We start from the raw sequence: 21,324 nt of genomic DNA on the forward strand, positions 1-21,324 counted from the left end.
ATTTCAGTAGATATATTCAAATAGTATATATAAGGAGTTTTATGAATTATCAGTGGTATCCGGGTCATATGACCAAAGCAGTCAGAATGATGAAAGAAAATATAGGTCTTGTAGATATGATCGTTGAGATCACAGATGCAAGGATACCTGTATCCAGTCGTAATCCTGACATAGATGAACTTGGCAAAGGAAAGCAAAGACTTATAATCCTTAATAAAGCGGATCTATCAGACCCTGAGAAGAATGCTCAGTGGGTAGAATATTACAGATCTCAGGGATATATGGCGTCTCTTCTTGACTCACGTACATCCAAAGATATGAGCAAGATTAAGAAACTTATGGAAGAAACCTGTGCTGACAAGATAGCAAGGGATAAGGCAAGAGGCATCGTCAACCGCCCTATCAGAGCTATGGTAGCAGGCATTCCTAATGTTGGTAAGTCAACATTTATAAACCATCTTACAGGTAAGGCTGCAGCTAAGACCGGCAATAAGCCGGGAGTTACCAAAGGAAAGCAGTGGATCATGCTTGGCAAGACTCTTCAGCTTCTGGATACTCCCGGAATCCTTTGGCCCAAGTTTGAAGATCAGACAGTTGGCGCGCATCTTGCTATAATTGGCTCAATGAACGATGATAATATCGACAGCGGAGAACTTGCCATAGATCTTATAAAGGAGTTTGAAAGCGACTATTCTGACGTTGTATTCGAGACTTATAATATAACTGATGACGATGTGGAGAGTGCAATAGAAGAAGAGCACCTTATGACTTCATATTCAGGAATGCTCTGCGCTGTTGCCAAGTCTAGAAATCTGCTTCTTCCCGGTGCAAGACCTGACTATATGCGTGCAGCTAATCTTATACTGGATGATTTCCGAGCAGGAAGACTTGGCCGTATTACTTTAGAAAATGCTCCTATGTAGTAGAGACAATAAACCTAAAATGAAGGGAGGTGCGCCTTTATAAAAGGCGCTATGAGACATTTATGGGAGATAATAACAGTACATTTCGTAAGGTGATCAAAGAGATAGCATCAACACTTATTTATATAGCTTCTGTGATCCTTATCACATTCTTATTTATAACTTTCGTGGCTCAAAGGACAGAAGTTAGCGGACATTCTATGATGAATACTCTTCAGGACAAGGATTCTTTGATAGTATCCAAGATTTCGTATGAGATCGGAGATCCTGAGAGATTCGATATCGTAGTATTTCCACACGTAGATGCTCTGGGTAACAGTACCTATTTTATCAAAAGAATTATAGGTATGCCCGGGGAGACAGTTAAGATAGACCTTGATGGCAATATCTATATTAATGGCCAGATTCTTGTAGAAAGCTATGGACGTGAAGTTATCAAAAATCCCGGAGTTGCCTATGAAGGTGTGACCTTGGGGCCTGATGAGTACTTTGTAATGGGAGATAATCGTAATGACTCCATGGACTCAAGATACGAAGATGTAGGCAATATAAAAAGAGATGAGCTTGTAGGCAAGGCATGGCTTAGAATATATCCTTTTGACAGCTTTGGAACTGTAAAATAAGGCGTAAAACTATCAAATATCTGAAAAAATATAACGACTAAATAAGGCAGTAAACGATGGAATCAATATCACAGATCAGGGATTATTACAAATCTCTTGGTATAAACGAACTTCAAGCATTTATTGAAAAGTACTCAGATGACGAGAGGGATGGCATAAGAAAGCTTGTAGAGACAGCCTCTAAGAAAGTAAAGGCTCTTGAAGCAGAGCGCGAGCGCATAGAGAAGATGAAAGAATTCGAGCACAGATATGAGGAGAATGGCTATGTGTGCGGAATTGATGAAGTGGGAAGAGGCCCACTGGCAGGCCCCGTGTGCGCAGGCGCAGTTATACTCCCCAAAGACACAGAGATTCTATATCTAAACGATTCTAAAAAGCTATCCGAAAAAAAGAGAGAAGAGTTATATGACATTATCATGGAAAAGGCTGTAGGCGCAGCTGTTGCTTTCGCTTCTCCTAAAAGGATTGATGAGATCAATATACTTCAGGCAGATTATGAAGCGATGGCTGAGGCTGTTGGTAAACTTCCGGTTCGTCCTGATATCCTTTTACTTGATGCTGTTCATGTACCTCAACTTGAACAGTACAAACAGGTATCCATAATCAAGGGTGATGCCAAGTCTGTATCTATTGCAGCAGCAAGTATCATAGCTAAGGTAACCAGAGACAGACTTATGAAAGAGCTTGACGAGAAGTATCCTCAGTACGGATTTGCATCCAATAAAGGATACGGAAGTGCAGCTCATATAGAAGCACTCAAAAAATATGGTCCTTGTGAGATTCACAGAAGATCATTTATAGGAAACTTCATTTCGGAGTGATTCATATGCCAGGTAGCCTTACCGTAGGGCCGGGTGGTCAGATTCAAGGATCGCCGCAGGTTAGCAGAACTTCAGAGATTGCAGTCATATCTAAAGGGCAGGAACAACTGCGCTCTTTGTCTGCCGGAGATTCGCTTAGCGGTAAGGTTGTGTCTGTCATGAAAGGTCTTGATGGTTCAAGGACAGCTCAGATAGACCTTGGGAATAATACACTAGTTGATGCCAAGCTTCAAAACGGCATGCAATTATCTACCGGTCAGGTAGTCTCTTTTTCTGTAAAAAGCTCCGCTTCAGGAACTCTTACACTTACTCCTTTATATCAGAATACAGCCGCGCTCGATGCAACGGCATCTAAAGCCTTGATCGCTGCAGGCTTGTCTGTAACAGATGAGCTGGGACAGATGGTCTCTGAGATGATGAAAGAAGGCATGAGTATTGATAAACAGAGCCTTCTTCAGATGAGCCGTGTCCTTACGGATAATCCCGGAGCTGATACCAGTACTCTTGTACAGATGAAGAATCTTAACATTCCGATCACCGAGGGTAATATACAGCAGTTTCAGAATTATCAGAATTATCAGCATCAGGTTTTAAATGGGGCAAATGCTATCATAGATGAACTTCCAAACGCTTTTAGTGCTATGGCTCAGGCGGGTGATAAGACTGGAGCTCTTGACCTGTACGGAAGTCTTATGAAGCTCTTTGCGGGCGGAGATCAAGCGCAAGGAACAGGTATTAGTGATAGTATCAAAGCAGGTGCTAACGAAGCTTCTATTAACAGCCTTATAAACGCCGAAGGAGGGGAAGATAGCGCAGGAAAAGCTGCTGAAGGGAAGGGTTCTGCAGGAGATGCTGCTAACGAGGATCCCCTTAAGACTATAAAAGGAGATGGTACTCTTACAAATAAGGCACAGGCAAGCGCTGATGGCATGATACTTGGCAAGGACGGCCTTATGCCTGCTTCGGATGATGGCAAGGAAGTATCAGGACAGCTTATAGCTGGTTCTAACACACAGGCGGCTGCCGGAGCAGGTAATGCACTAGGTATTGGCGCTAAGATGGACCTTGCACAGTTTGTATCAGCCTTAAAGAGTGCAGGAGTTTCTGAAGATGCGCTTAATGAACTTATAAAGGCAGGTTCTGGCGATCAGGCAGCTCTTTTAAGACAGCTTTCAGAATTGTATGATAAAACAATTCATAACAGCGCGGGAGCTGACAGAGCTTGGGGCAGGCTTTTTTCTTCAGATACATTTAATGAACTGCTTAAGAATAATATCGCATCGTCATGGACTATAAGACCTGATGATGTCAGTGACAAGGATAATGTCAGAAACCTGTATGAAAGGTTGAATTCTCAGGTCAAGCAATTAACAACACTCCTTCAAGGACATGTAGGAGAAAATAGCAGCGTATTCCAAAGCTCTCAGAATCTGTCGCAGAATATCGACTTCATGAACCAGCTCAATCAGATGTATGCCTATGTACAGCTGCCTCTCAAAATGTCAGGTAACGACGCACATGGAGACCTGTATGTATATTCCAACAAAAAGCATATGGCATCAGACGATGGGAGCGTTAGTGCACTGCTTCATCTTGATATGAATAACTTAGGACCACTTGATGTATACGTCAGGATGACGGATATGAAGGTCAGCACCAATTTCTATATGGCTGATGAATCTTGTATAGATCTTATCATGGAACATATTGATGAGCTTACTGCAAGACTTAACAAAAGGGGCTACCAGATGAGCTATCAGGTACTTCCTTCAGAAGATCTAAAATCTGAGAACAGGGCAGTAGATGCCCTCCTTCAGGCTGATGATAAGATGACGACGATTTCTTCTACATCATTTGATGCAAGAGCATAATAACTTATATAGTCTTTATTTTGAAATGGAGTCTTATATGGCAGAAGCAAGTGATAAGCTAAAAAAGAAAACCGCCGTAGCTCTTGGCTACGATCCAAACGAAGATAATGCGCCTAAAGTCATCGCGTCAGGTAAGGGACTTGTTGCTGAGAAGATCATAGAACAGGCCAAAGAGAACAACATCCCCCTTCATACAGATTCTGGGCTTGCTGATACTCTGTCACATCTTGATATAGGTGAAGCAATTCCGCCGGAGCTGTATGAAGTTGTTGCTGAGATCCTTGTATTTGTAGATGCTATGGACAAGATAAGAGCCAAGGACAAGACGCACAATCCGCTCTTGTAATGGGAGTTTTCAGCCACTTGCTTTGCTCGTGGCATGAGGTTAAGTATGAATAAACATGAATTCGGAATGAGGGGGGAAGATATCGCCTGCAAATATATAGAGGAGCATGGTGGACGGATCCTTGAAAGAAATTACCGCTTCAAAGGCGGTGAGATAGATGTTATCTATAGAGATGGCAATTATATAGTATTTGGTGAGATCAAGTACAGGTCAGGCAGCACTTTTGGTATAGCTGAGGAAGCTGTAGATTATAAAAAGCAGCGGACTATATCAAGAGGCTGCGATTTTTATTGCCTTAGCCACAAACTGGATGAATTTACGCCTGTCAGATTTGATGTTATAGGACTTAATATCGATGAAGGACAGAACCTGGTCAGGATTCATTATGTCAAGAATGCATTTGAATATATACCTATAAAAAATAAAAAATGGTAATAGAATAGTATTGTGCTAAAATTATCCATCTAAGCGGGTTGTTTTAGTAAAATATATAATAAAAGAACAGAGGACATAAAACAATGAGACATTACAAAGAAAAAATTATGGCAGCATTACTTCTTACAAGTGTAGGAGTTAGTGCATGCTCAGTTACGGATATAAAGGGAGGAGATCCTAACACAATAGGATCACAAGGTACTGCGCTTGATAATAATTCTTCTTCCAACAATGAGGCAGGTGATACTGCAGGTGCAAGTGAATCAGCCGATAATACTGCAGCTTCTAATCCAGAAGGCAATAATACAGCAGGCAATAATACAGAAGATAATAATACAGCTTCTGGCAATGCAGGTAATCAGACATCAGATCTTTATGAGAGCTTTCTAAATGGCAGCAGCAAGGCTAAGCTTAATGATAAGTTTTTTGACGGTTCTATTTTATTGATTGCACCGGATGATAGAAGCGCCGGTTATGAGCAGTCTAGTAATCTTGATACAGTAAATGGTTTTACTATAGAGGATCTTAAGACTGTTATTAGTGATAACGGCTATGAATGTACAAGTAAGCCTGCTTATGCTTATGTTGATTTTGGCAAGGATGGTACAAATGAACTTGTGGTCAGATACGAAGCGGGCTCTTCGTATACAGCCTATTTTGTGTTTAGTGATGCAAGCGGAAGTGTAGAGCTTACATACGCTGCTGACCAGGGAGAACGCTGGTCTTTAGACTTACTGGACAATGGATTTATTAGCAATTACGGATCAAGCGGTGCAGGAGCTCATTCAGGATGCACAGGCGCCCTTGACAGTCAGGGTGTATATCATAATTTCCAAAGTGAATACGAAGTTTATTATGGATGGGGCATCTACGGTGATTATTCCAAGGAAGAAGACTTTAATGAAGTTATAGATGCCTGGGCCAAGGAAAAAGATTCAAGACAGGGAGAGAATATCTGCTATACTGCCGTAACCATAGGAGATGCAGAGTACTACTGCTATAGTAACTATGACGAGACAGGCGCTATAACAGATGATGATATAAATGAACTTGTGACTATGTGCGCTGCCAAAAATATTGATATAATAGATTATGATCAGATTGAGGCCAAGGTTTTGGAATATCAAAAGTCTATCGGTATGGACAATATTACATATGATGGCGGTGGCCAGATCGAGTTCAAGAATCTATAAAACAGTTGTGAGGTTTACCTATGAATAATGACACTTATACATTTTTTGCCACAGTATCCAGAATGAAGTATATAGAGCGCTGGGCACTTATGAGAAACTCAAGACCAGAGAATCTATCTGAGCATTCCTGCGAAGTTGCCATGATAGCGCATGTGCTGTGTACTATTGGCAATGTCAGATACGGCCACAAGCTTGATGCTAACATGGCAGCTCTTATAGGCCTGTATCATGACACAACAGAGATCATAACAGGAGACCTTCCAACACCTGTCAAGTACTACAATTCAAGTATCCAGCATGCTTATAAAGAAGTTGAGAAGATCGCAGAAGATCAGCTTCTAAAAAGACTCCCCGAGGATATACGTCCTGTATATGAAAAGATATACAAAGGCGCCGGAACTCAGGAAGAAGAGTATATGCAAGGACTCATAAAGGCTGCAGATAAGATATCAGCTCTTATCAAGTGTATAGAAGAGGAGCGAAGCGGCAATACAGAGTTCAGGACGGCCAAGGAGACAACTCAGAAATCGATCAATGAGCTTCAGGCCAAGTATCCGGAAGTACTTGATTTTGTCAATGAATTCCTTCCGCCATATGGAAGAACACTTGACGAACTTAGCGACTGAGAGCTTTTATGGCAGATCAGAAAGGGAATTATTTATGCTCAAATTTGTTAACGACTACTGTGAAGGAGCTCATCAGGAGATCCTTAATAACCTTCAGAAAACCAATCTCGAGAAGATCACAGGTTACGGCCTTGATGTATATTCGGGAAGTGCCAGGAACAAGATCCGCGCTGCATGCGGTAAGCCTGATGCAGAAGTTTACTTCCTTGTGGGAGGAACTCAGACCAATGAGACAGTTATATCATCTGTATTAAAACAATACCAGGGTGTACTTGCTGCAGATACCGGTCATATAAGTACTCACGAAGCCGGCGCTATAGAGCATGGCGGACACAAAGTTCTGACTCTTGAGCAAAAGAATGGCAAGATCAGCGCAAAGAGCATCTGGGAATATGAAGATAAGTTCCAGTCGGATCTTAACAATGAGCATGAAGTTGCTCCCGGAATGGTATATATCTCACAGCCTACAGAGTATGGAACACTTTATTCACTTGCTGAGCTCAAAGAGATAAGACGAGCCTGTGATGAGATAGGTCTTGTGCTTTATATAGACGGAGCAAGGCTTGGCTACGCTCTTTCATGCGATGAGAATGATGCATCTTTGAAAGATATAGCTGATATAGCTGATGTATTTACTATAGGCGGAACCAAGTGCGGAGCTATGCTGGGTGAAGCTGTGGTATTTACAAAGCCGGGACTTGTACCACATTTTTATACCATAACCAAGATCCACGGAGCTATGCTGGCTAAAGGCTGGATCATCGGACTTTCGTTCGATACTCTTTTTACAGATGATCTGTATATTAAGATCTGCAGAAATGCTAACGAGACAGCTGCAAAGATCCGTGAAGCACTATTTACTAACGGATATGATATCTATATTGACTCGCCTACAAACCAGATATTCCCGGTTGTAACTCCTGAGAAAGCAGCAGAGCTTTCTGAAAACGTAGAATACGGCTTTATGGAGACTCTGGATGATGGAAGACAGGTTATAAGATTCTGCACAAGCTGGGCTACGACCATGGAAGATGTTGACAAACTTATTGAGATTCTGTGATATACCTGAAAAGCTTGACTTATAGATGATTTTTGGTTTTTTATTTCGAAATTTCGAAAATTTAAAATTTGCAGATTTGAAGATTTGAAAATCTTGCCGGGGGAGAGCTTATGGGGAGATTTCTGCTGATTAGATCTAAGGGAACCAGTTACGAATCTTTTTATACATTTACGGACTGCCTCTATCACGCACTTAGAAGGTGCGGGGCAGACGTAGATGTTTTTGACGAGAGTAAGAGTGCTAACATAAGGATCTTCACCGGTAAGAGTTATGATGCGATCATAGACTTTAATTCTACTATGCCTGACAAGAGGCTTGATGACGGCACGCCTGTCTTAAACGCTCTTGACGGGCCATTCATTAATTATCTTCTTGATCATCCACTGTATTTCCATGATCAGTTATCACAAAATGTATCACAGCATGTAGTCTGTATAGATAGAAGACATGCAGCATATCTTAAAAGATTCTACCCGGAGCTTAAAAGTGTATCTTATGCCCCGCTTCCTATGATGCCTTCAGATGAAAGAGATATCATAAGTATAAAAGATAGAAGGATAGGTATACTCTTTACAGGAACCTATACCTCCTTTGAACTTGTTCAAAGGAAGCTATCAGGGATGAATCCTGATGCCAGAAGGGACGTCTTCGAGATACTCAGTTATATGCAGGCTGATACTAATCTTACCATGGAAGATGCCATGACAAGATTTTTGGAAACAAGAGAAAAAAAGATCCCAGATAAGATTTTCAGGCAGTTCATGCATTATTATCATATGGCAGATGCAGCTGCGGCGGCCTGGGCCAGAGATATAGTTGTAAGAGCTATTCTTAATGCAGGGATAAAGCTAAGCGTATGCGGACATGGCTGGAACAGCTTGAGGCGCTATGACAATACTCCATATGATAACCTCGAGATAATCCCTGAAGTTACTTATCACAGATCTGTTGACATGGCTTATGATGCCAAGATCATACTGAATGTCATGCCCTGGTTTAAAGACGGGATACATGACAGAGTACTAACGGCAGCAGGACACGGAGCTGTAATCCTAAGCGACGAGACTTCTGCGCTTAATGAGCTTCTTGGTGATTCATATGTTAGCTTTAGCCTTGAAAGACTCGAAGATCTGTCTGATAAGATAGGAAAGGTGCTTCGTGATACAGATTATGCCCAGAAGCTGGTAGGAGAAGCCTACACTAGAACAATAGATAGCTGCAGCTATGAAGCCTTTGCGGCTATGCTGTGTGAGAGCTGTGCATGTACTATCACCAAGTGATTGTTATATAAAAACGTCTCGATTGATCGCAAACAATATGCCCCCTCTTACCGGGGGTACAGTAAGGAGGGGGCATACAATATATCAGAAACGAGGGTCATGCTTAGCGATAGTAATAATTGAGACTATATACTAATTTTATATTTTTAATATTATATTCTGAATACGCTTAAAGCGTTGCTGATAGAAGTTGCAGACTCTGATACAGTAACTGCGCTCTTGTCAACGCCTTCACTTTCTTCAGATACAGCCTGGGCACTTTCTGCAAGTGTCTCTGTAGTAGCAGTGACTTCTTCGGAACTTGCAGACTGTTCTTCGGATATGGCAGCTACGGATGTAGCAATTCCGTCAACATTGTTCATCATATTGAGCATTTCGCTCATAGTCTGACCGGTTCGGCCAAGTTCATCAACAATATTTGCAAAAGTGTTGCCGGCAGTAGATACAGCTTCGCTGCTTTCTTCAATGGCATTCATGTTGGCATGAGATTTCTCGGACAGTGAAGAGATCTGACCTGTTATATCTGCAATAATCTTTTCAATCTCTTTAGTAGCTTCGCCGCTTTCAGAAGCAAGCTTGGCAATTTCAGAAGCTACAACAGCGAAACCTTTTCCTGCTTCACCTGCACGTGCAGCTTCGATAGAAGCGTTTAGAGACAGTAGATTGGTCTGATCTGAGATATTGGTGATCATTTCAACTATCTTGGTGATCTGCTGAGCAGATTCATCTACGCTGGTAACAACATCATTCATATCAGCCATAGAATCCTTGATATGAGACATATTGGATTCTACACTCTTCATGTCATTCTGACCGGTATCGGCAGTAGATACAAGAGAATCCATAACAGAGTTTGCAGCTTTACCTTTTTCTGTTAGTTCGCCTATAGCCTGAGCCAGCTCTGTAGCATTGGTTGCAAGTTCGGATACCGCCTGAGACATACCGTCCATGGTTTCTCTTATCTGACCCATTGAAACAGACTGTTCTTTAGCTTCGGAATTGAGCTTACTTGATGCTTCACGGCTTAATTCAGCCTGTTCGCCCAGCTCTTTAGATGTATTCTGTATCTGACTTATCGTATCTCGCATGGTAGATACATAGGCAGACATCTCATCTTGTATGAGACCTATCTCATCCCCCTTGCCTTTGGGAAGACTGACAGTGAAGTTACCACGTGATATCTCAACTATCTGACCTGCCAGATTCCTAACAGGTTTGGATATGATCTTGTTGATAGCGAACATTACAGCACCTGCTATCGCAAGGATAGTTACAACCATAAGTACATAGCAGATTGCTCTGAATTTATTAAAATCTGCCATAACATCATCTTCTGCAACAGATGAGAACAGGATCCAGTTAGTGCCTTCTACAGGCTTACAATATACATAATTATTGATGCCATATCTTTCAAGTGATATAACATCCGAGCTTCCTGACTCTGCATATGATAGGAGCTCCTGAAGGTAGGAGTCACCTGTATCAGAAACTTTTTGACCATTATAATCAGTATTGCTGTAATAGACTATATAATCACCTGTCAAAAGAGAAGAACGTCCTGTTTCAAGAGGTGTAAGAGAAGAAATTTCTTCTACCAGAGCATCGAGGTATACATCGATTGCAATAACGCCCTTCTTGCCGGATGCTGAGGTGAGTTCTCTGCTTATGGTAACGCACAAGCCGCCGACACCAGTATCTATATAAGGCTCACCGTCAAAAGGAGTCGTCTTGCCAAGACCGTCCTTGTACCAGCCTCTCTCTGTAGGATGCCAGGAAGAGTCGTGAGTTATAGTCGCATCACCAAATACATAGGTATCATCTTCGAAACCAACATATACGCCATATGCAGCATCATTCCAGACACCAACAGATGTAGCCAGATAATCTTGCATCTGATCAAGAGACTCAAAGTCTATGCTTTCAATACCTCTTGCATATGCGTTAAGAGCGCTGGTGATTGTAGTCATATCATTAGCTATCTTCCAGGCATTGGTAGATGTTTCGTCCTGAAGATCGGATTTTGCAAGCTTGGTTATAGTAAGCTGAGCCTGACTACTTAAAAAAAGAATTATAAACATGATTGCAATGGCTGTGATTGGTAATAGTACAAGCATTAGAGACTTGCTAACACTCTTTTTGAGCTTGGTCTTAGAAGTATCCTTCTTGATTTCTTCCGACATAATATACCTCCATAAAATAAGTATTGGGTAGAAGCATGATGTATATCGGAGAAAACATGATATAAATTAATACATTTTATTTGTTGATATTTTCAAGCGGAAGTGTTGAGTATTAAGATTAAAAAAGCGAACAATCTAAAGCTGGTCCGGCGTGCTGACCTATTCATATTTGATCAAATATGAATGAGTCAGCATACCAATCTTTTCTATCTATTCCTAAATAATGTCATCAGATAAATCGAATTATTTGGCGACGATAATACTGGAAAAGATGAAAGAGAACCAGAAAGACTGTTCGCTATTATATAACGATATATTAATATTATGATATCTACAGCTGTATCATCTAAGCTCTGAAAGAGTGTGATCGCCTTCGTTGTACTTCTTAACGATCTCATGGATCTTGGAAGTAGGGATCAGGATATTGCTTGTTGATGCATCGTGGTTGACGAAATCGATGATAGTAGCGATGTACTTACTCATATCTGCAACCAGATAATAAGGGCGTCTCATATACTCAGGGTTCTGATATGTGAGGTTGGTTGAGATGATGTAGTCGAACTCGCGTCTTTCATAAGCATCATCAAACTTGTCCATACCATCTGTAAAAAGACCAAATGTGCAGGCGATAAATACTCTCTTTGCGCCCATCTCTTTGAGCTGCTTACTTGTATCTATCATAGAAGCACCGGATGATATCATATCATCTACGATGATGACATCCTTGCCCTTGATATTGGAACCAAGGAACTCATGAGCTACGATTGGGTTGGTTCCGTTGACAACGTGAGCATAGTCACGACGCTTATAGAACATACCTGTATCTGCGCCCAGAACGTTGGCAAAATATACAGCTCTGTCAAGGGCACCTTCATCGGGGCTGATTACGATAAGGTGATCCTTGTCAACGATAAGATCATCGATATTAAAAAGAAGCTCCTTCATGAACTGATATGTAGCCATAAAGTTATCAAAACCATTAAGAGGAGCAGAGTTGGAAATTCTGGGATCATGAGCATCGAAAGTGATGAAGTTCTTGACACCCATATCTGCGAGCTCTTTGAACATAAGAGCTGCATCAAGCGACTCACGCTGAGTTCTTCTGTGCTGACGACCTACATACAGGAAAGGCATGATAACATTAAGTCGCTTAGCCTTGCCGTTGGCAGCAGCGATAACACGTTTAAGATCTTGATAATGATCATCAGGGGACTTGTAGTTGGTAAAACCATTCATCTTGTAAGGGCAGTTGTAGTTGACAACGTCCATGAGGATGAAGAGGTCATCACCTCTTATGGAATCGTTAAGAGAAGCCTTGGCTTCACCTGAAGCGAATCTGTCGAGTTTAGGAATGACTTTGTAGCTGTCCTGCACATATCCTTTGAAAGCAGGATCGCCTGCTGGAACCTTGTGCATATTGTTCCTGAAATCAACAAGATACTTATCTACCTTGTCTCCAAGTTCAAGAGCTGAGTCAAGGACTACAAGTTTTAGAGGTGCAACGGGGATCATAGTTTCGAGCTGCTGAAAATCTGGCATTTTTATTCTCCATTTCGAAAAATCATAGTTAGTTTTGAACCTTCCGTACTATGTTTTATCATTTAGGCAGTGGCACGTCAAGGCTATTCATGTTAAAATAGTCCTGTGTGCGCAGATGTTTAGTATTTCTGCGCATTGATAATGTATTGTTTTTTACTATATGTAGAGGATAATAGTAGTGTACTGACTCGTTCATATTTAATCAAATATGAATGAGCCAGCACACCAGGATTTAGAAATATAGTTATTAGTTATTGCTTTTTAATAGTGATATATGAGCTTTTTGAACAGATCCTATTATTAAGTGATTTTGTTATGTTTAATTCTAAGGATTTTTATGGAAAAAGATTTTAAAGGCCACTTTATAAGAGATGTAAGGCCCGGAAGTATAGCCGAAGAAGTCGGCATAGAACCGATGGACAGGCTTATAGCAATTAATGATCAGGAGATCAAGGATATTTTTGACTATCAGTATCTTACAGAAAATAGTGAAGTCAATGTCCTTATAGAAAAGCCTGATGGTGAACCCTGGCTTTTGGAGATTGAAAAGGATGATGACGAAGACCTTGGCATAATCTTTGACAACGGTCTTATGGATGATTACAAGTCATGCCATAACAAGTGCATATTCTGCTTTATAGATCAGATGCCTAAAGGCATGAGAGAGACTCTATATTTTAAGGATGATGATTCAAGACTGTCATTTCTTCAAGGTAACTATGTAACACTTACCAATATGTCAGATGCAGATGTAGACAGGATCATAAGGTATCACTTATCACCTATTAACGTATCTATACAGACGACCAACCCTGAGCTTAGATGCAAAATGCTCAATAACCGCTTTGCTGGTATTGCTCTTGAGAAGTTCAAAAAGCTATGTGATCCCCAGTACGGAATAGAGCTTAACGCTCAGATAGTTCTGTGTAAAGGAATCAATGACGGGGCAGAGCTTCATAGAAGCCTGTCAGATCTTTACAGTTATAGACCCAGTCTAAAGAGCGTATCTATCGTACCTGTAGGTCTTTCCAAGTTTCGTGAGGGTCTTTTTCCATTAGAGCCCTTTGGTATGGAGGAAGCAAGGAAAGTAGTAGAAGAGATCACCTATTGGCAGGAGAAGAGCTTTGAAGAGACAGGCGACCACTTTATACATGCATCTGATGAGTGGTTCATGATAGCAGGGCTTCCGATACCGCCGGCATCACTGTATGACGGCTATGGACAGCTTGAGAACGGCGTAGGAATGGTAAGACTCCTTCTGGACGACTTCCACGAATCGCTGGATGCACTTAAGAAGGCAGCAGCAAGTGATCAAAAACTATTTGATTATTTGAAAAATTTTAAGTATACTTACACAGTTGTCTCAGGTAAGCTGATACATCCTTATATCGTAGATATGATGGATGAAGCGATGGCTTTTTGCAGTGGCCTTAAGGTTAACTGTGCTGAGATAATCAATCACTTCTTCGGTGAAGGCATCACAGTTACAGGCCTTCTCACAGGACAGGATATCATAGGTCAGCTTGAAGGCAGAGAACTTGGAGATAAGCTCCTTCTCCCGCAGAATATCCTTCGTGCCGGAGAGAACTATCTGCTGGATGATATCACAGTCCCTCAGATAGAAGAAAAACTTGGTATAGATATAGAGATAATCAGAAATGAAGGCGACGATCTAATAGACAGACTTTTCAGATTGTCAGAGAATGGCTTTAGATTGTAGTCATGGAGGAAATATAATGGCTAGAAAACAGATAGTAGCAGTAGTCGGAAGACCTAACGTAGGTAAGTCCACACTTTTTAATGCACTTGCCGGTAAGAGAATATCCATAGTAGAAGATACCCCTGGCGTAACACGTGACCGTATCTATCAGGACGTAGAGTGGCTTGGACGAGTATTCACTCTTATAGATACAGGCGGTATAGAGCCTGATTCCAAGGATGTGATCCTTGCTCAAATGCGTCAGCAGGCAGAGATTGCCATTGAGACAGCTGATGTTATCATCTTCCTGTGCGACCTTAAGCAGGGCGTTACAGATGCTGATGCTCAGGTTGCAGATATGCTCCGCAGAAGCGGCAAGCCTGTAGTTCTTACAGTTAATAAGGTTGACAGCTATAAGCGTGACAGCCTTGATGTATACGAGTTCTATAACCTCGGAATCGGTGATCCTGTGCCGATCTCTGCTGCCAACCAGCAGGGTATAGGTGATATGCTTGAAGAAGTTGTTAAGCATTTCCCGCAGGAGAAAGAGACTTCTGAAGAAGAGGACGATGACAATATCAAGGTTGCCATAATCGGTAAGCCCAATGTTGGTAAGTCCAGTATCATCAACAAGCTCATCGGTGAGAACAGACTCATCGTATCAGATGTTGCAGGTACCACAAGAGATGCTATCGATACAGAGATCACACACAACGGACAGAAGTATACCTTCATCGATACAGCCGGCATCAGACGTCATAATAAGATCAAAGAGCACCTGGAGCAGTACATGCTGGTTCGTACAGTCAGCGCTGTAGAGCGTGCAGATGTATGCGTAGTTGTTATAAATGCTGATGAAGGCGTAACAGAGCAGGATGCCAAGATCGCAGGTATCGCTCATGACAACGGTAAGGCAGTCATCATCGCTGTTAATAAGTGGGACCTTATAGAGAAGGACAATCACTCTGTCAATGACTTTACCAAGAAGGTTAGACAGACTCTGTCATTCATGCCATATGCAGAGATTCTCTTTATATCAGCTCAGACAGGTCAGAGACTTATAAAACTCTATGACATGATAGATGCAGTATATGCTAACCACTCAATGCGTGTAGCAACCGGTGTACTCAACGAGATCCTCATGCAGGCACTCGTAATGCAGCAGCCACCGTCAGACAAGGGACGAGTACTCAAAGTCTTCTATATGACTCAGGTTGCAGTTAAGCCGCCGACATTTGTAATCTTCGTTAATGAAAAGAAGCTCATGCACTTCTCATATACCCGTTATATCGAGAATCAGGTAAGAGCAGCTTTCGGCTTTGCCGGAACACCTCTTAAGTTCATCATCCGTGAGCGTAAAGGGGATAACTCTGTAAAGGGTAATCATAAATAACTTCATGTCACAAGCAAAGAAAGTGACTGATGGCTGAGATCCTGACAATGATAAAAGCACATCATGTATGTGCTGATATCAGCAGATTAAGATATAAAATACTCGTTCTATGGGAGACTTAAAATGAATATGGTAGTTCTCAGACTCATATGTCTAGTGATTGGATATGCATTTGGAATGATCCAGACAGCATATTTTTATGGGAAGATGAAAGGAATTGACATCAGAAAGCACGGAAGCGGTAATGCAGGTACGACCAATACACTCCGTGTCCTTGGCCCTAAGGCAGGATTTACAGTATTGTTCGGAGATATGCTTAAATGTGCTATAGCAGTATGGCTCGTGGGTTGGATCTTTGGATCCATGTATCCGGAACACATGTATTTATTAAAAATATATACAGCATTTGGAGCAATTCTGGGACATGATTTTCCTTTTTATATGAACTTTAAGGGAGGAAAAGGAATAGCTGCTACCTGCGGATTCGTTATCGCATTCCACTGGAGCTTTATACCGATGTTCCTTATCGTGTTCCTGGTACTTTTTAATATAACTCATTATGTATCACTTGGATCACTTGCTATCTATGTGGGTTTCATAGCTCTTCTTGTGATAGAAGGTCAGCTGGGACTCTTTGGATTTGCTGATATGGCCACACCTGACAAGATTGAGATGTATATCGTTGCCATAGTCATGGCTGTACTTGCATTCTACAGACATAGAAGCAATATTGTAAAGCTTATAAAAGGCGAAGAGAGAAAAACTTATATATTCAAAAAGAATAAAGTTGACTGATAATATGAAGAAGGGTCAAAAGATCGTATTTTATATGACTTTTGGCCTTTTTGCCTTATAACTGAACATTTGTATATGGAGACTAAAGTGGTTAAGTAGGAATTGGCTCTTTTAGTTACTAGTTTTACTTGCGACAGGAGGTTAAGTTTGAAAGTGTTCCACTTTCAAACCCAAATTGATGACGCGAGCTCCATCAATTTGAACCATTAGTCACTCGTTTCACTCGCGACATGAGGTTAAATTATGAAAAAAGAAAACATCGGAATCATAGGTGCAGGCAGCTGGGGAATAGCTCTTGCATATCTGCTTACTAATAATGGACACGACGTGACAGTGTGGACCAGAAGAAAAGAAGCTGCAGACCAGTTTCAAAAAGATCATGAAAATAAAGATAAGCTTCCGGGAGTAGTACTTCCGGATTCTGTATTATTTACATCAGATATAAAAGAAGCTGTTACCGGTAAGAACATTCTTGTTCTTGTAGTTCCATCAGCACACCTTAGAGATACTATGGAGCTTATGAAGCCCTATATCAGTAACGATCAGATAATCGTTAACTGCTCTAAAGGTATCGAAGAAAGCTCACTTCTTGTCATGAGCCAAGTCATTCACGACGTTCTTGGCAATGACTTCCCGAGAAAAAATATAACTGTTCTATCAGGGCCATCTCATGCAGAGGAAGTAGGTAAAGGAGTTCCTACAACTATCGTAGTAGGCGCTATCTCAGAAAGCGTAGCAGTAAGGCTTCAGAATGTCTTCATGAACGAAGTCTTTAGAGTATATATAAGTCCTGATATGAAGGGCATAGAAATAGGCGCAGCCTGCAAGAATGTCATCGCACTTGCAGCAGGTATAGCAGACGGCCTTGGCTATGGAGATAATACCAAGGCAGCTCTTATCACAAGAGGAATCACAGAAATCACAAGACTTGGCATCGCTGCTGGTGGTCATTTTGAAACCTTTGCAGGTCTATCCGGAATTGGTGACCTTATCGTTACATGCGCTTCAATGCACAGCCGTAACAGAAGAGCCGGAATCCTCATAGGTCAGGGCAAGACTATGCAGGAAGCCATGGATGAAGTACAGATGGTAGTAGAAGGCGTATACTCAGCAAAAGCTGCCCTTAAACTCTCTAAACTCTTTGACGTAGAGATGCCAATCGTAGAACAGGTATGCGAAGTTCTCTTTAATGACAAACCTGCCAAGGAAGCAGTAGCAGACCTTATGCTCAGGGACAAGAAGGTTGAGAGCCATAAGATTGAATTCCCTGAGGCTTGACCCGACATTCTCTTGACAAAAGAGTTTTTGACTTCTATACTTTAAACTAATAAACCGATGCGGAAGAGTAAGTAACCGATATGTGAGCATCCCAGCTAGTCGCAGATGGTGAGAGTGCGATATGCAGCATAACGGCGAATGGACTTCCAAGGGCAAACAGAAAGAGTGTAAACTCAAGTATGGGCGACGGGGCAGACTCCCCGTGATCAAAGGTCAGCATATGTTAGTATGCGTTAAGTGGGCGTCGTAGACGTCAAGCAGGGTGGCACCGCAGATGATTATTTTATCTGTCCCGGCATTTTAAACAATGCATGGGGCAGATTTTTTGTTTATTGGGAATCTGCTCCGAGACACAGATCTATAAGGAGGATCAAAATGAAAAAAACACAGATTACCAAGAAACTTATGTCACTGGGAATGGCAGCAGCTATGGTTTTTGCCCTCGTAGGCTGCCAAAAATCAGGCACCCAAAATGCAGGCTCTGACACACAGGCAGGCGACGGTACTAAAGAGTACACCATCGGTATCTGCAATTATGTAGACGATGCATCTCTTAATCAGATCGTAGACAATATTCAGAGTGAACTTGATGTTATTGCAGAAAGGGAAGGCGTTAAGTTCAACATCAAATACGACAATGCTAACGCTGATGCCAACGTACTAAGTCAGATCATTGCCAACTTCCAGGCTGATAATGTAGATCTTATGATAGGCGTTACAACACCTGTTGCAATGGCTATGCAGGGCGCTACTGAGGGACAGGATATCCCGGTTGTATTCTCAGCTGTATCAGATCCGGTATCCGCAGGTCTTGTAGCATCTTTAGATGCTCCAGGAAGTAATATAACAGGAACATCTGATCTGCTTAATACAGAAGCTATCATGAACATGATCCTTGCGGCAAATCCTGATATTTCCAAGGTTGGCCTTCTCTATGATGCAGGTCAGGATGCATCCACAACAGCAATAAATGATGCCAAGACATTCCTTGAAGCTAAGGGTATTGAGATCATAGAGCAGACAGGAACCAATGTTGAAGAGGTTACTCTTGCAGCTAATGCTCTTGTATCTGAAGGCGCAGAGGCCGTATTCACACCTACAGACAACACCATTATGACAGCAGAGCTCTCTATCTATGAGATCTTCCGCGAGGCAGGTATCCCTCACTACTGCGGAGCCGATTCCTTTGCCCTTAATGGAGCATTCCTTGGATTTGGCGTTAACTATGCTAACCTTGGCATAGAGACAGCTGATATGGCAGCAGATATTCTTCTCAAGCAGCAGGATCCTGCAAGTATTCCTGTTAAGACCTTTGATAACGGTATCGTAACTCTTAACGAAGATATGATGGATGTTATGGGCATGACTCTGGATGATGCCAAGGAAGCCTTTGGAGAGTATGCTTCTTCTATACAGACTATCAAGACTGCTGAGAACTTTGAATGATCATACTAAGGTTAAAGGGAGTTTAAAGATATTACTTCCCCGAATTGGCGCTGCGAGCTACGCCTATTTGGAACATAATAACTAATCCACTCGCGACATGAGGTTAATATGACATCTCTTATTCAAACTGCTGTTGAGCTGGGACTTATCAGCTCCCTCACAGTATTATCTTTATATCTAAGCTATACTATGCTGAATGTGTGCGACCTGTCTACAGACGGCGCATTCACATTGGGCGCTGCAGTGGGAGCAGTGGTAACACTGTCAGGCCATCCTTTTCTGGCCCTCCCGGCAGCTATGCTGACAGGCATGCTGTCCGGATTTGTGACAGCTATTTTACAGACCAAGATGGGTGTGGACAGCCTGCTGGCTGGTATTACTGTTAATACAGGTTTGTATTCAATTAATATAGCTGTTATGGGCAAATCATCACTGCTTAATCTAAACAGTGCAGATAGCATTTTTTCTTTTGTTTCAAGCCTTACAGAAGGGAGTGTGCTGGATCCTTATGCCAAGCTTATAGCTATAACCCTTATAGTCCTTGTTGTTATGATCTGCATCGTGGCATTTCTTAGGACAAGGCTGGGACTTGCACTTCGTGCTACCGGAGATAATCCGGATATGGTCAGATCTTCATCCATCAATACAGTGGCTATCACCATCACAGGTCTGTGCCTGTCTAACTGCCTGACAGCCCTTTCAGGATGCCTTTTGGCTCAGTACAACAAGTCTGCCAATATAGACATCGGAACAGGTATGCTCACAATAGCACTTGCATCCCTACTTATCGGCAGACTCTTTTTCCGCAATAAAGGTGTAGGTTATGGCGTTGTTGGTGCCGTGATCGGAGCAATATTTTTTAGACTTGTCTATACCATGGCTTTAAGGCTCAATATGCCGGCCTTTATGCTGAAGCTTGTATCCTCCGTAATTGTCATCCTGGCAATAAGCGGACCTTACTTCCTGGGTAAGATGAGGAAGAAAGGAGCGGCACATGCTTAAACTACAGTCTGTTAACAAGACCTTTGGAAAGGGCACTGTCAATGAGAAAAAGGCCCTTGGCAATATTAATCTTGAAGTGAAAAAAGGTGACTTTATCAGTATCATCGGCTCCAACGGAGCTGGTAAGTCCACCCTTTTAAATGCTATAAGCGGTGTGTTCGGCGTAGATAGCGGCAGTATCATCTTGGACGGCACTGATATAACCAGAATGTCTGAGCACAAAAGGGCAGAGGTGATAGGAAGACTTTTTCAGGATCCCATGAAAGGCTCGGCGCCGTCCATGAGCATCGAGGATAACCTCTACCTGGCATCAGGTAAAAGAGGGTGGTTCTCCCACATGACAAGTCGTGACAGAAAGGAGTTCAGAGAAAGACTCTCGCTTCTTGGAATGGGATTAGAAGACAGGATGAAGCATCCGGTAGGTCTTTTGTCAGGAGGACAGAGACAGGCTCTGACTCTTCTTATGGCAACCTATAATGTGCCAAAACTCCTCCTTCTGGATGAGCATACGGCGGCGCTTGACCCTGCTACTGCCCAGAAGGTTCTTGATATAACCAAAGATGTAATAGAGAAGAACAACATTACCTGCCTTATGATAACTCACAATATGCAGTCAGCACTTGAACTGGGAAACCGTACTATCATGATGAATGATGGTGAGATCATCTATGATGTAGAGGGTGATAAGAGAGCATCAACCACAGTAGAAGACCTGCTCCAGCTCTTTAAAGACAAAGCTGGAGAGAAACTTACCAACGACAGAATGCTGCTTAGCGATGTATAATATGACGCAAGGGTCAAAAGTGGCAAAGAA

19 protein-coding genes are annotated in these 21,324 nt (G+C 42.0%); 17 read left to right on the forward strand and 2 right to left on the reverse strand.

Going from position 1 to position 21,324, the window contains the following annotated elements; all coding sequences use genetic code 11:
- Positions 1 to 41 precede the first annotated feature (41 nt).
- The 10 genes from ylqF to BMX21_RS00755 all read left to right on the forward strand — a co-directional run bounded on the left by ylqF (position 42) and on the right by BMX21_RS00755 (position 9,178).
- The gene (gene ylqF, locus BMX21_RS00710) at positions 42 to 923 is read left to right on the forward strand and encodes a ribosome biogenesis GTPase YlqF (RefSeq protein WP_092040085.1); all 882 of its coding nucleotides are present in this window, start codon (positions 42 to 44) and stop codon (positions 921 to 923) included.
- A gap of 62 nt (positions 924 to 985) precedes the next feature.
- On the forward strand, positions 986 to 1,546 hold the full coding sequence (gene lepB, locus BMX21_RS00715) for a signal peptidase I (protein WP_027204026.1): 561 nt from the start codon (positions 986 to 988) through the stop codon (positions 1,544 to 1,546).
- Between the two features lie 56 nt (positions 1,547 to 1,602).
- The gene (locus BMX21_RS00720) at positions 1,603 to 2,367 is read left to right on the forward strand and encodes a ribonuclease HII (protein WP_092040088.1); all 765 of its coding nucleotides are present in this window, start codon (positions 1,603 to 1,605) and stop codon (positions 2,365 to 2,367) included.
- 5 nt (positions 2,368 to 2,372) lie between these two features.
- Positions 2,373 to 4,238, forward strand: a complete 1,866-nt coding sequence (gene fliK / locus BMX21_RS00725; RefSeq protein ID WP_092040092.1) for a flagellar hook-length control protein FliK — start codon at positions 2,373 to 2,375, stop codon at positions 4,236 to 4,238.
- A gap of 37 nt (positions 4,239 to 4,275) precedes the next feature.
- Entirely contained in the window at positions 4,276 to 4,584 is a 309-nt protein-coding gene (locus tag BMX21_RS00730) for an EscU/YscU/HrcU family type III secretion system export apparatus switch protein (protein ID WP_022754430.1), read from the forward strand.
- 45 nt (positions 4,585 to 4,629) lie between these two features.
- Positions 4,630 to 5,019 carry a YraN family protein gene (locus BMX21_RS00735; RefSeq protein WP_177173875.1) on the forward strand — a complete coding sequence of 130 codons (390 nt, stop codon included), beginning with the start codon at positions 4,630 to 4,632 and terminating at the stop codon, positions 5,017 to 5,019.
- An 83-nt stretch (positions 5,020 to 5,102) separates the two neighbouring features.
- Positions 5,103 to 6,212, forward strand: a complete 1,110-nt coding sequence (locus BMX21_RS00740; RefSeq protein ID WP_092040099.1) for a hypothetical protein — start codon at positions 5,103 to 5,105, stop codon at positions 6,210 to 6,212.
- A 20-nt stretch (positions 6,213 to 6,232) separates the two neighbouring features.
- Positions 6,233 to 6,838 carry a 5'-deoxynucleotidase gene (gene yfbR / locus BMX21_RS00745; protein ID WP_022754427.1) on the forward strand — a complete coding sequence of 202 codons (606 nt, stop codon included), beginning with the start codon at positions 6,233 to 6,235 and terminating at the stop codon, positions 6,836 to 6,838.
- Between the two features lie 34 nt (positions 6,839 to 6,872).
- On the forward strand, positions 6,873 to 7,898 hold the full coding sequence (locus BMX21_RS00750; protein WP_027207265.1) for a threonine aldolase family protein: 1,026 nt from the start codon (positions 6,873 to 6,875) through the stop codon (positions 7,896 to 7,898).
- Positions 7,899 to 8,008: 110 nt separating this feature from the next.
- Positions 8,009 to 9,178 carry a glycosyltransferase family protein gene (locus BMX21_RS00755; RefSeq protein WP_092040103.1) on the forward strand — a complete coding sequence of 390 codons (1,170 nt, stop codon included), beginning with the start codon at positions 8,009 to 8,011 and terminating at the stop codon, positions 9,176 to 9,178.
- Between the two features lie 152 nt (positions 9,179 to 9,330).
- Here the strand turns inward: BMX21_RS00755 and BMX21_RS00760 are convergent, their stop codons facing one another.
- Both BMX21_RS00760 and BMX21_RS00765 read right to left on the reverse strand, forming a co-directional pair.
- Entirely contained in the window at positions 9,331 to 11,358 is a 2,028-nt protein-coding gene (locus BMX21_RS00760; RefSeq protein WP_092040108.1) for a methyl-accepting chemotaxis protein, read from the reverse strand.
- Positions 11,359 to 11,700: 342 nt separating this feature from the next.
- Positions 11,701 to 12,897 carry a ribose-phosphate pyrophosphokinase gene (locus tag BMX21_RS00765; RefSeq protein ID WP_022754423.1) on the reverse strand — a complete coding sequence of 399 codons (1,197 nt, stop codon included), beginning with the start codon at positions 12,895 to 12,897 and terminating at the stop codon, positions 11,701 to 11,703.
- Positions 12,898 to 13,234: 337 nt separating this feature from the next.
- On the opposite strand from BMX21_RS00765, the gene BMX21_RS00770 reads away from it, so the two are divergent.
- The 7 genes from BMX21_RS00770 to BMX21_RS00800 all read left to right on the forward strand — a co-directional run bounded on the left by BMX21_RS00770 (position 13,235) and on the right by BMX21_RS00800 (position 21,294).
- Positions 13,235 to 14,617, forward strand: coding sequence for a DUF512 domain-containing protein (locus tag BMX21_RS00770; protein ID WP_027204021.1), 1,383 nt, complete (start codon positions 13,235 to 13,237; stop codon positions 14,615 to 14,617).
- Between the two features lie 16 nt (positions 14,618 to 14,633).
- Complete coding sequence (gene der, locus BMX21_RS00775) at positions 14,634 to 15,989, forward strand: ribosome biogenesis GTPase Der (RefSeq protein WP_022754421.1); 1,356 nt, start codon at positions 14,634 to 14,636, stop codon at positions 15,987 to 15,989.
- 123 nt (positions 15,990 to 16,112) lie between these two features.
- Positions 16,113 to 16,784 carry a glycerol-3-phosphate 1-O-acyltransferase PlsY gene (plsY, locus tag BMX21_RS00780; RefSeq protein ID WP_022754420.1) on the forward strand — a complete coding sequence of 224 codons (672 nt, stop codon included), beginning with the start codon at positions 16,113 to 16,115 and terminating at the stop codon, positions 16,782 to 16,784.
- Between the two features lie 243 nt (positions 16,785 to 17,027).
- Positions 17,028 to 18,062, forward strand: coding sequence for an NAD(P)H-dependent glycerol-3-phosphate dehydrogenase (locus tag BMX21_RS00785; RefSeq protein WP_092040112.1), 1,035 nt, complete (start codon positions 17,028 to 17,030; stop codon positions 18,060 to 18,062).
- A 375-nt stretch (positions 18,063 to 18,437) separates the two neighbouring features.
- Positions 18,438 to 19,508 carry an ABC transporter substrate-binding protein gene (locus BMX21_RS00790; protein ID WP_092040115.1) on the forward strand — a complete coding sequence of 357 codons (1,071 nt, stop codon included), beginning with the start codon at positions 18,438 to 18,440 and terminating at the stop codon, positions 19,506 to 19,508.
- A gap of 108 nt (positions 19,509 to 19,616) precedes the next feature.
- Complete coding sequence (locus tag BMX21_RS00795) at positions 19,617 to 20,510, forward strand: ABC transporter permease (protein ID WP_092040119.1); 894 nt, start codon at positions 19,617 to 19,619, stop codon at positions 20,508 to 20,510.
- Positions 20,503 to 21,294, forward strand: coding sequence for an ABC transporter ATP-binding protein (locus BMX21_RS00800; protein WP_022754416.1), 792 nt, complete (start codon positions 20,503 to 20,505; stop codon positions 21,292 to 21,294). The genes BMX21_RS00795 and BMX21_RS00800 overlap by 8 nt, the downstream gene beginning before the upstream one ends.
- Positions 21,295 to 21,324: the final 30 nt, after the last annotated feature.

Source organism: Butyrivibrio sp. TB (assembly GCF_900110805.1).
GTDB classification, from domain to species: Bacteria; Bacillota; Clostridia; order Lachnospirales; family Lachnospiraceae; genus Butyrivibrio; species Butyrivibrio fibrisolvens_C.

Excerpts from the sequence above, each read along its gene's own strand:
- ylqF (WP_092040085.1), top strand. The coding sequence starts at position 42 with ATGAATTATCAGTGGTATCCGGGTCATATGACCAAAGCAGTCAGAATG.
- lepB (WP_027204026.1), top strand. The coding sequence starts at position 986 with ATGGGAGATAATAACAGTACATTTCGTAAGGTGATCAAAGAGATAGCA.
- BMX21_RS00720 (WP_092040088.1), top strand. The coding sequence starts at position 1,603 with ATGGAATCAATATCACAGATCAGGGATTATTACAAATCTCTTGGTATA.
- fliK (WP_092040092.1), top strand. The coding sequence starts at position 2,373 with ATGCCAGGTAGCCTTACCGTAGGGCCGGGTGGTCAGATTCAAGGATCG.
- BMX21_RS00730 (WP_022754430.1), top strand. The coding sequence starts at position 4,276 with ATGGCAGAAGCAAGTGATAAGCTAAAAAAGAAAACCGCCGTAGCTCTT.
- BMX21_RS00735 (WP_177173875.1), top strand. The coding sequence starts at position 4,630 with ATGAATAAACATGAATTCGGAATGAGGGGGGAAGATATCGCCTGCAAA.
- BMX21_RS00740 (WP_092040099.1), top strand. The coding sequence starts at position 5,103 with ATGAGACATTACAAAGAAAAAATTATGGCAGCATTACTTCTTACAAGT.
- yfbR (WP_022754427.1), top strand. The coding sequence starts at position 6,233 with ATGAATAATGACACTTATACATTTTTTGCCACAGTATCCAGAATGAAG.
- BMX21_RS00750 (WP_027207265.1), top strand. The coding sequence starts at position 6,873 with ATGCTCAAATTTGTTAACGACTACTGTGAAGGAGCTCATCAGGAGATC.
- BMX21_RS00755 (WP_092040103.1), top strand. The coding sequence starts at position 8,009 with ATGGGGAGATTTCTGCTGATTAGATCTAAGGGAACCAGTTACGAATCT.
- BMX21_RS00760 (WP_092040108.1), bottom strand. The coding sequence starts at position 11,358 with ATGTCGGAAGAAATCAAGAAGGATACTTCTAAGACCAAGCTCAAAAAG.
- BMX21_RS00765 (WP_022754423.1), bottom strand. The coding sequence starts at position 12,897 with ATGCCAGATTTTCAGCAGCTCGAAACTATGATCCCCGTTGCACCTCTA.
- BMX21_RS00770 (WP_027204021.1), top strand. The coding sequence starts at position 13,235 with ATGGAAAAAGATTTTAAAGGCCACTTTATAAGAGATGTAAGGCCCGGA.
- der (WP_022754421.1), top strand. The coding sequence starts at position 14,634 with ATGGCTAGAAAACAGATAGTAGCAGTAGTCGGAAGACCTAACGTAGGT.
- plsY (WP_022754420.1), top strand. The coding sequence starts at position 16,113 with ATGAATATGGTAGTTCTCAGACTCATATGTCTAGTGATTGGATATGCA.
- BMX21_RS00785 (WP_092040112.1), top strand. The coding sequence starts at position 17,028 with ATGAAAAAAGAAAACATCGGAATCATAGGTGCAGGCAGCTGGGGAATA.
- BMX21_RS00790 (WP_092040115.1), top strand. The coding sequence starts at position 18,438 with ATGAAAAAAACACAGATTACCAAGAAACTTATGTCACTGGGAATGGCA.
- BMX21_RS00795 (WP_092040119.1), top strand. The coding sequence starts at position 19,617 with ATGACATCTCTTATTCAAACTGCTGTTGAGCTGGGACTTATCAGCTCC.
- BMX21_RS00800 (WP_022754416.1), top strand. The coding sequence starts at position 20,503 with ATGCTTAAACTACAGTCTGTTAACAAGACCTTTGGAAAGGGCACTGTC.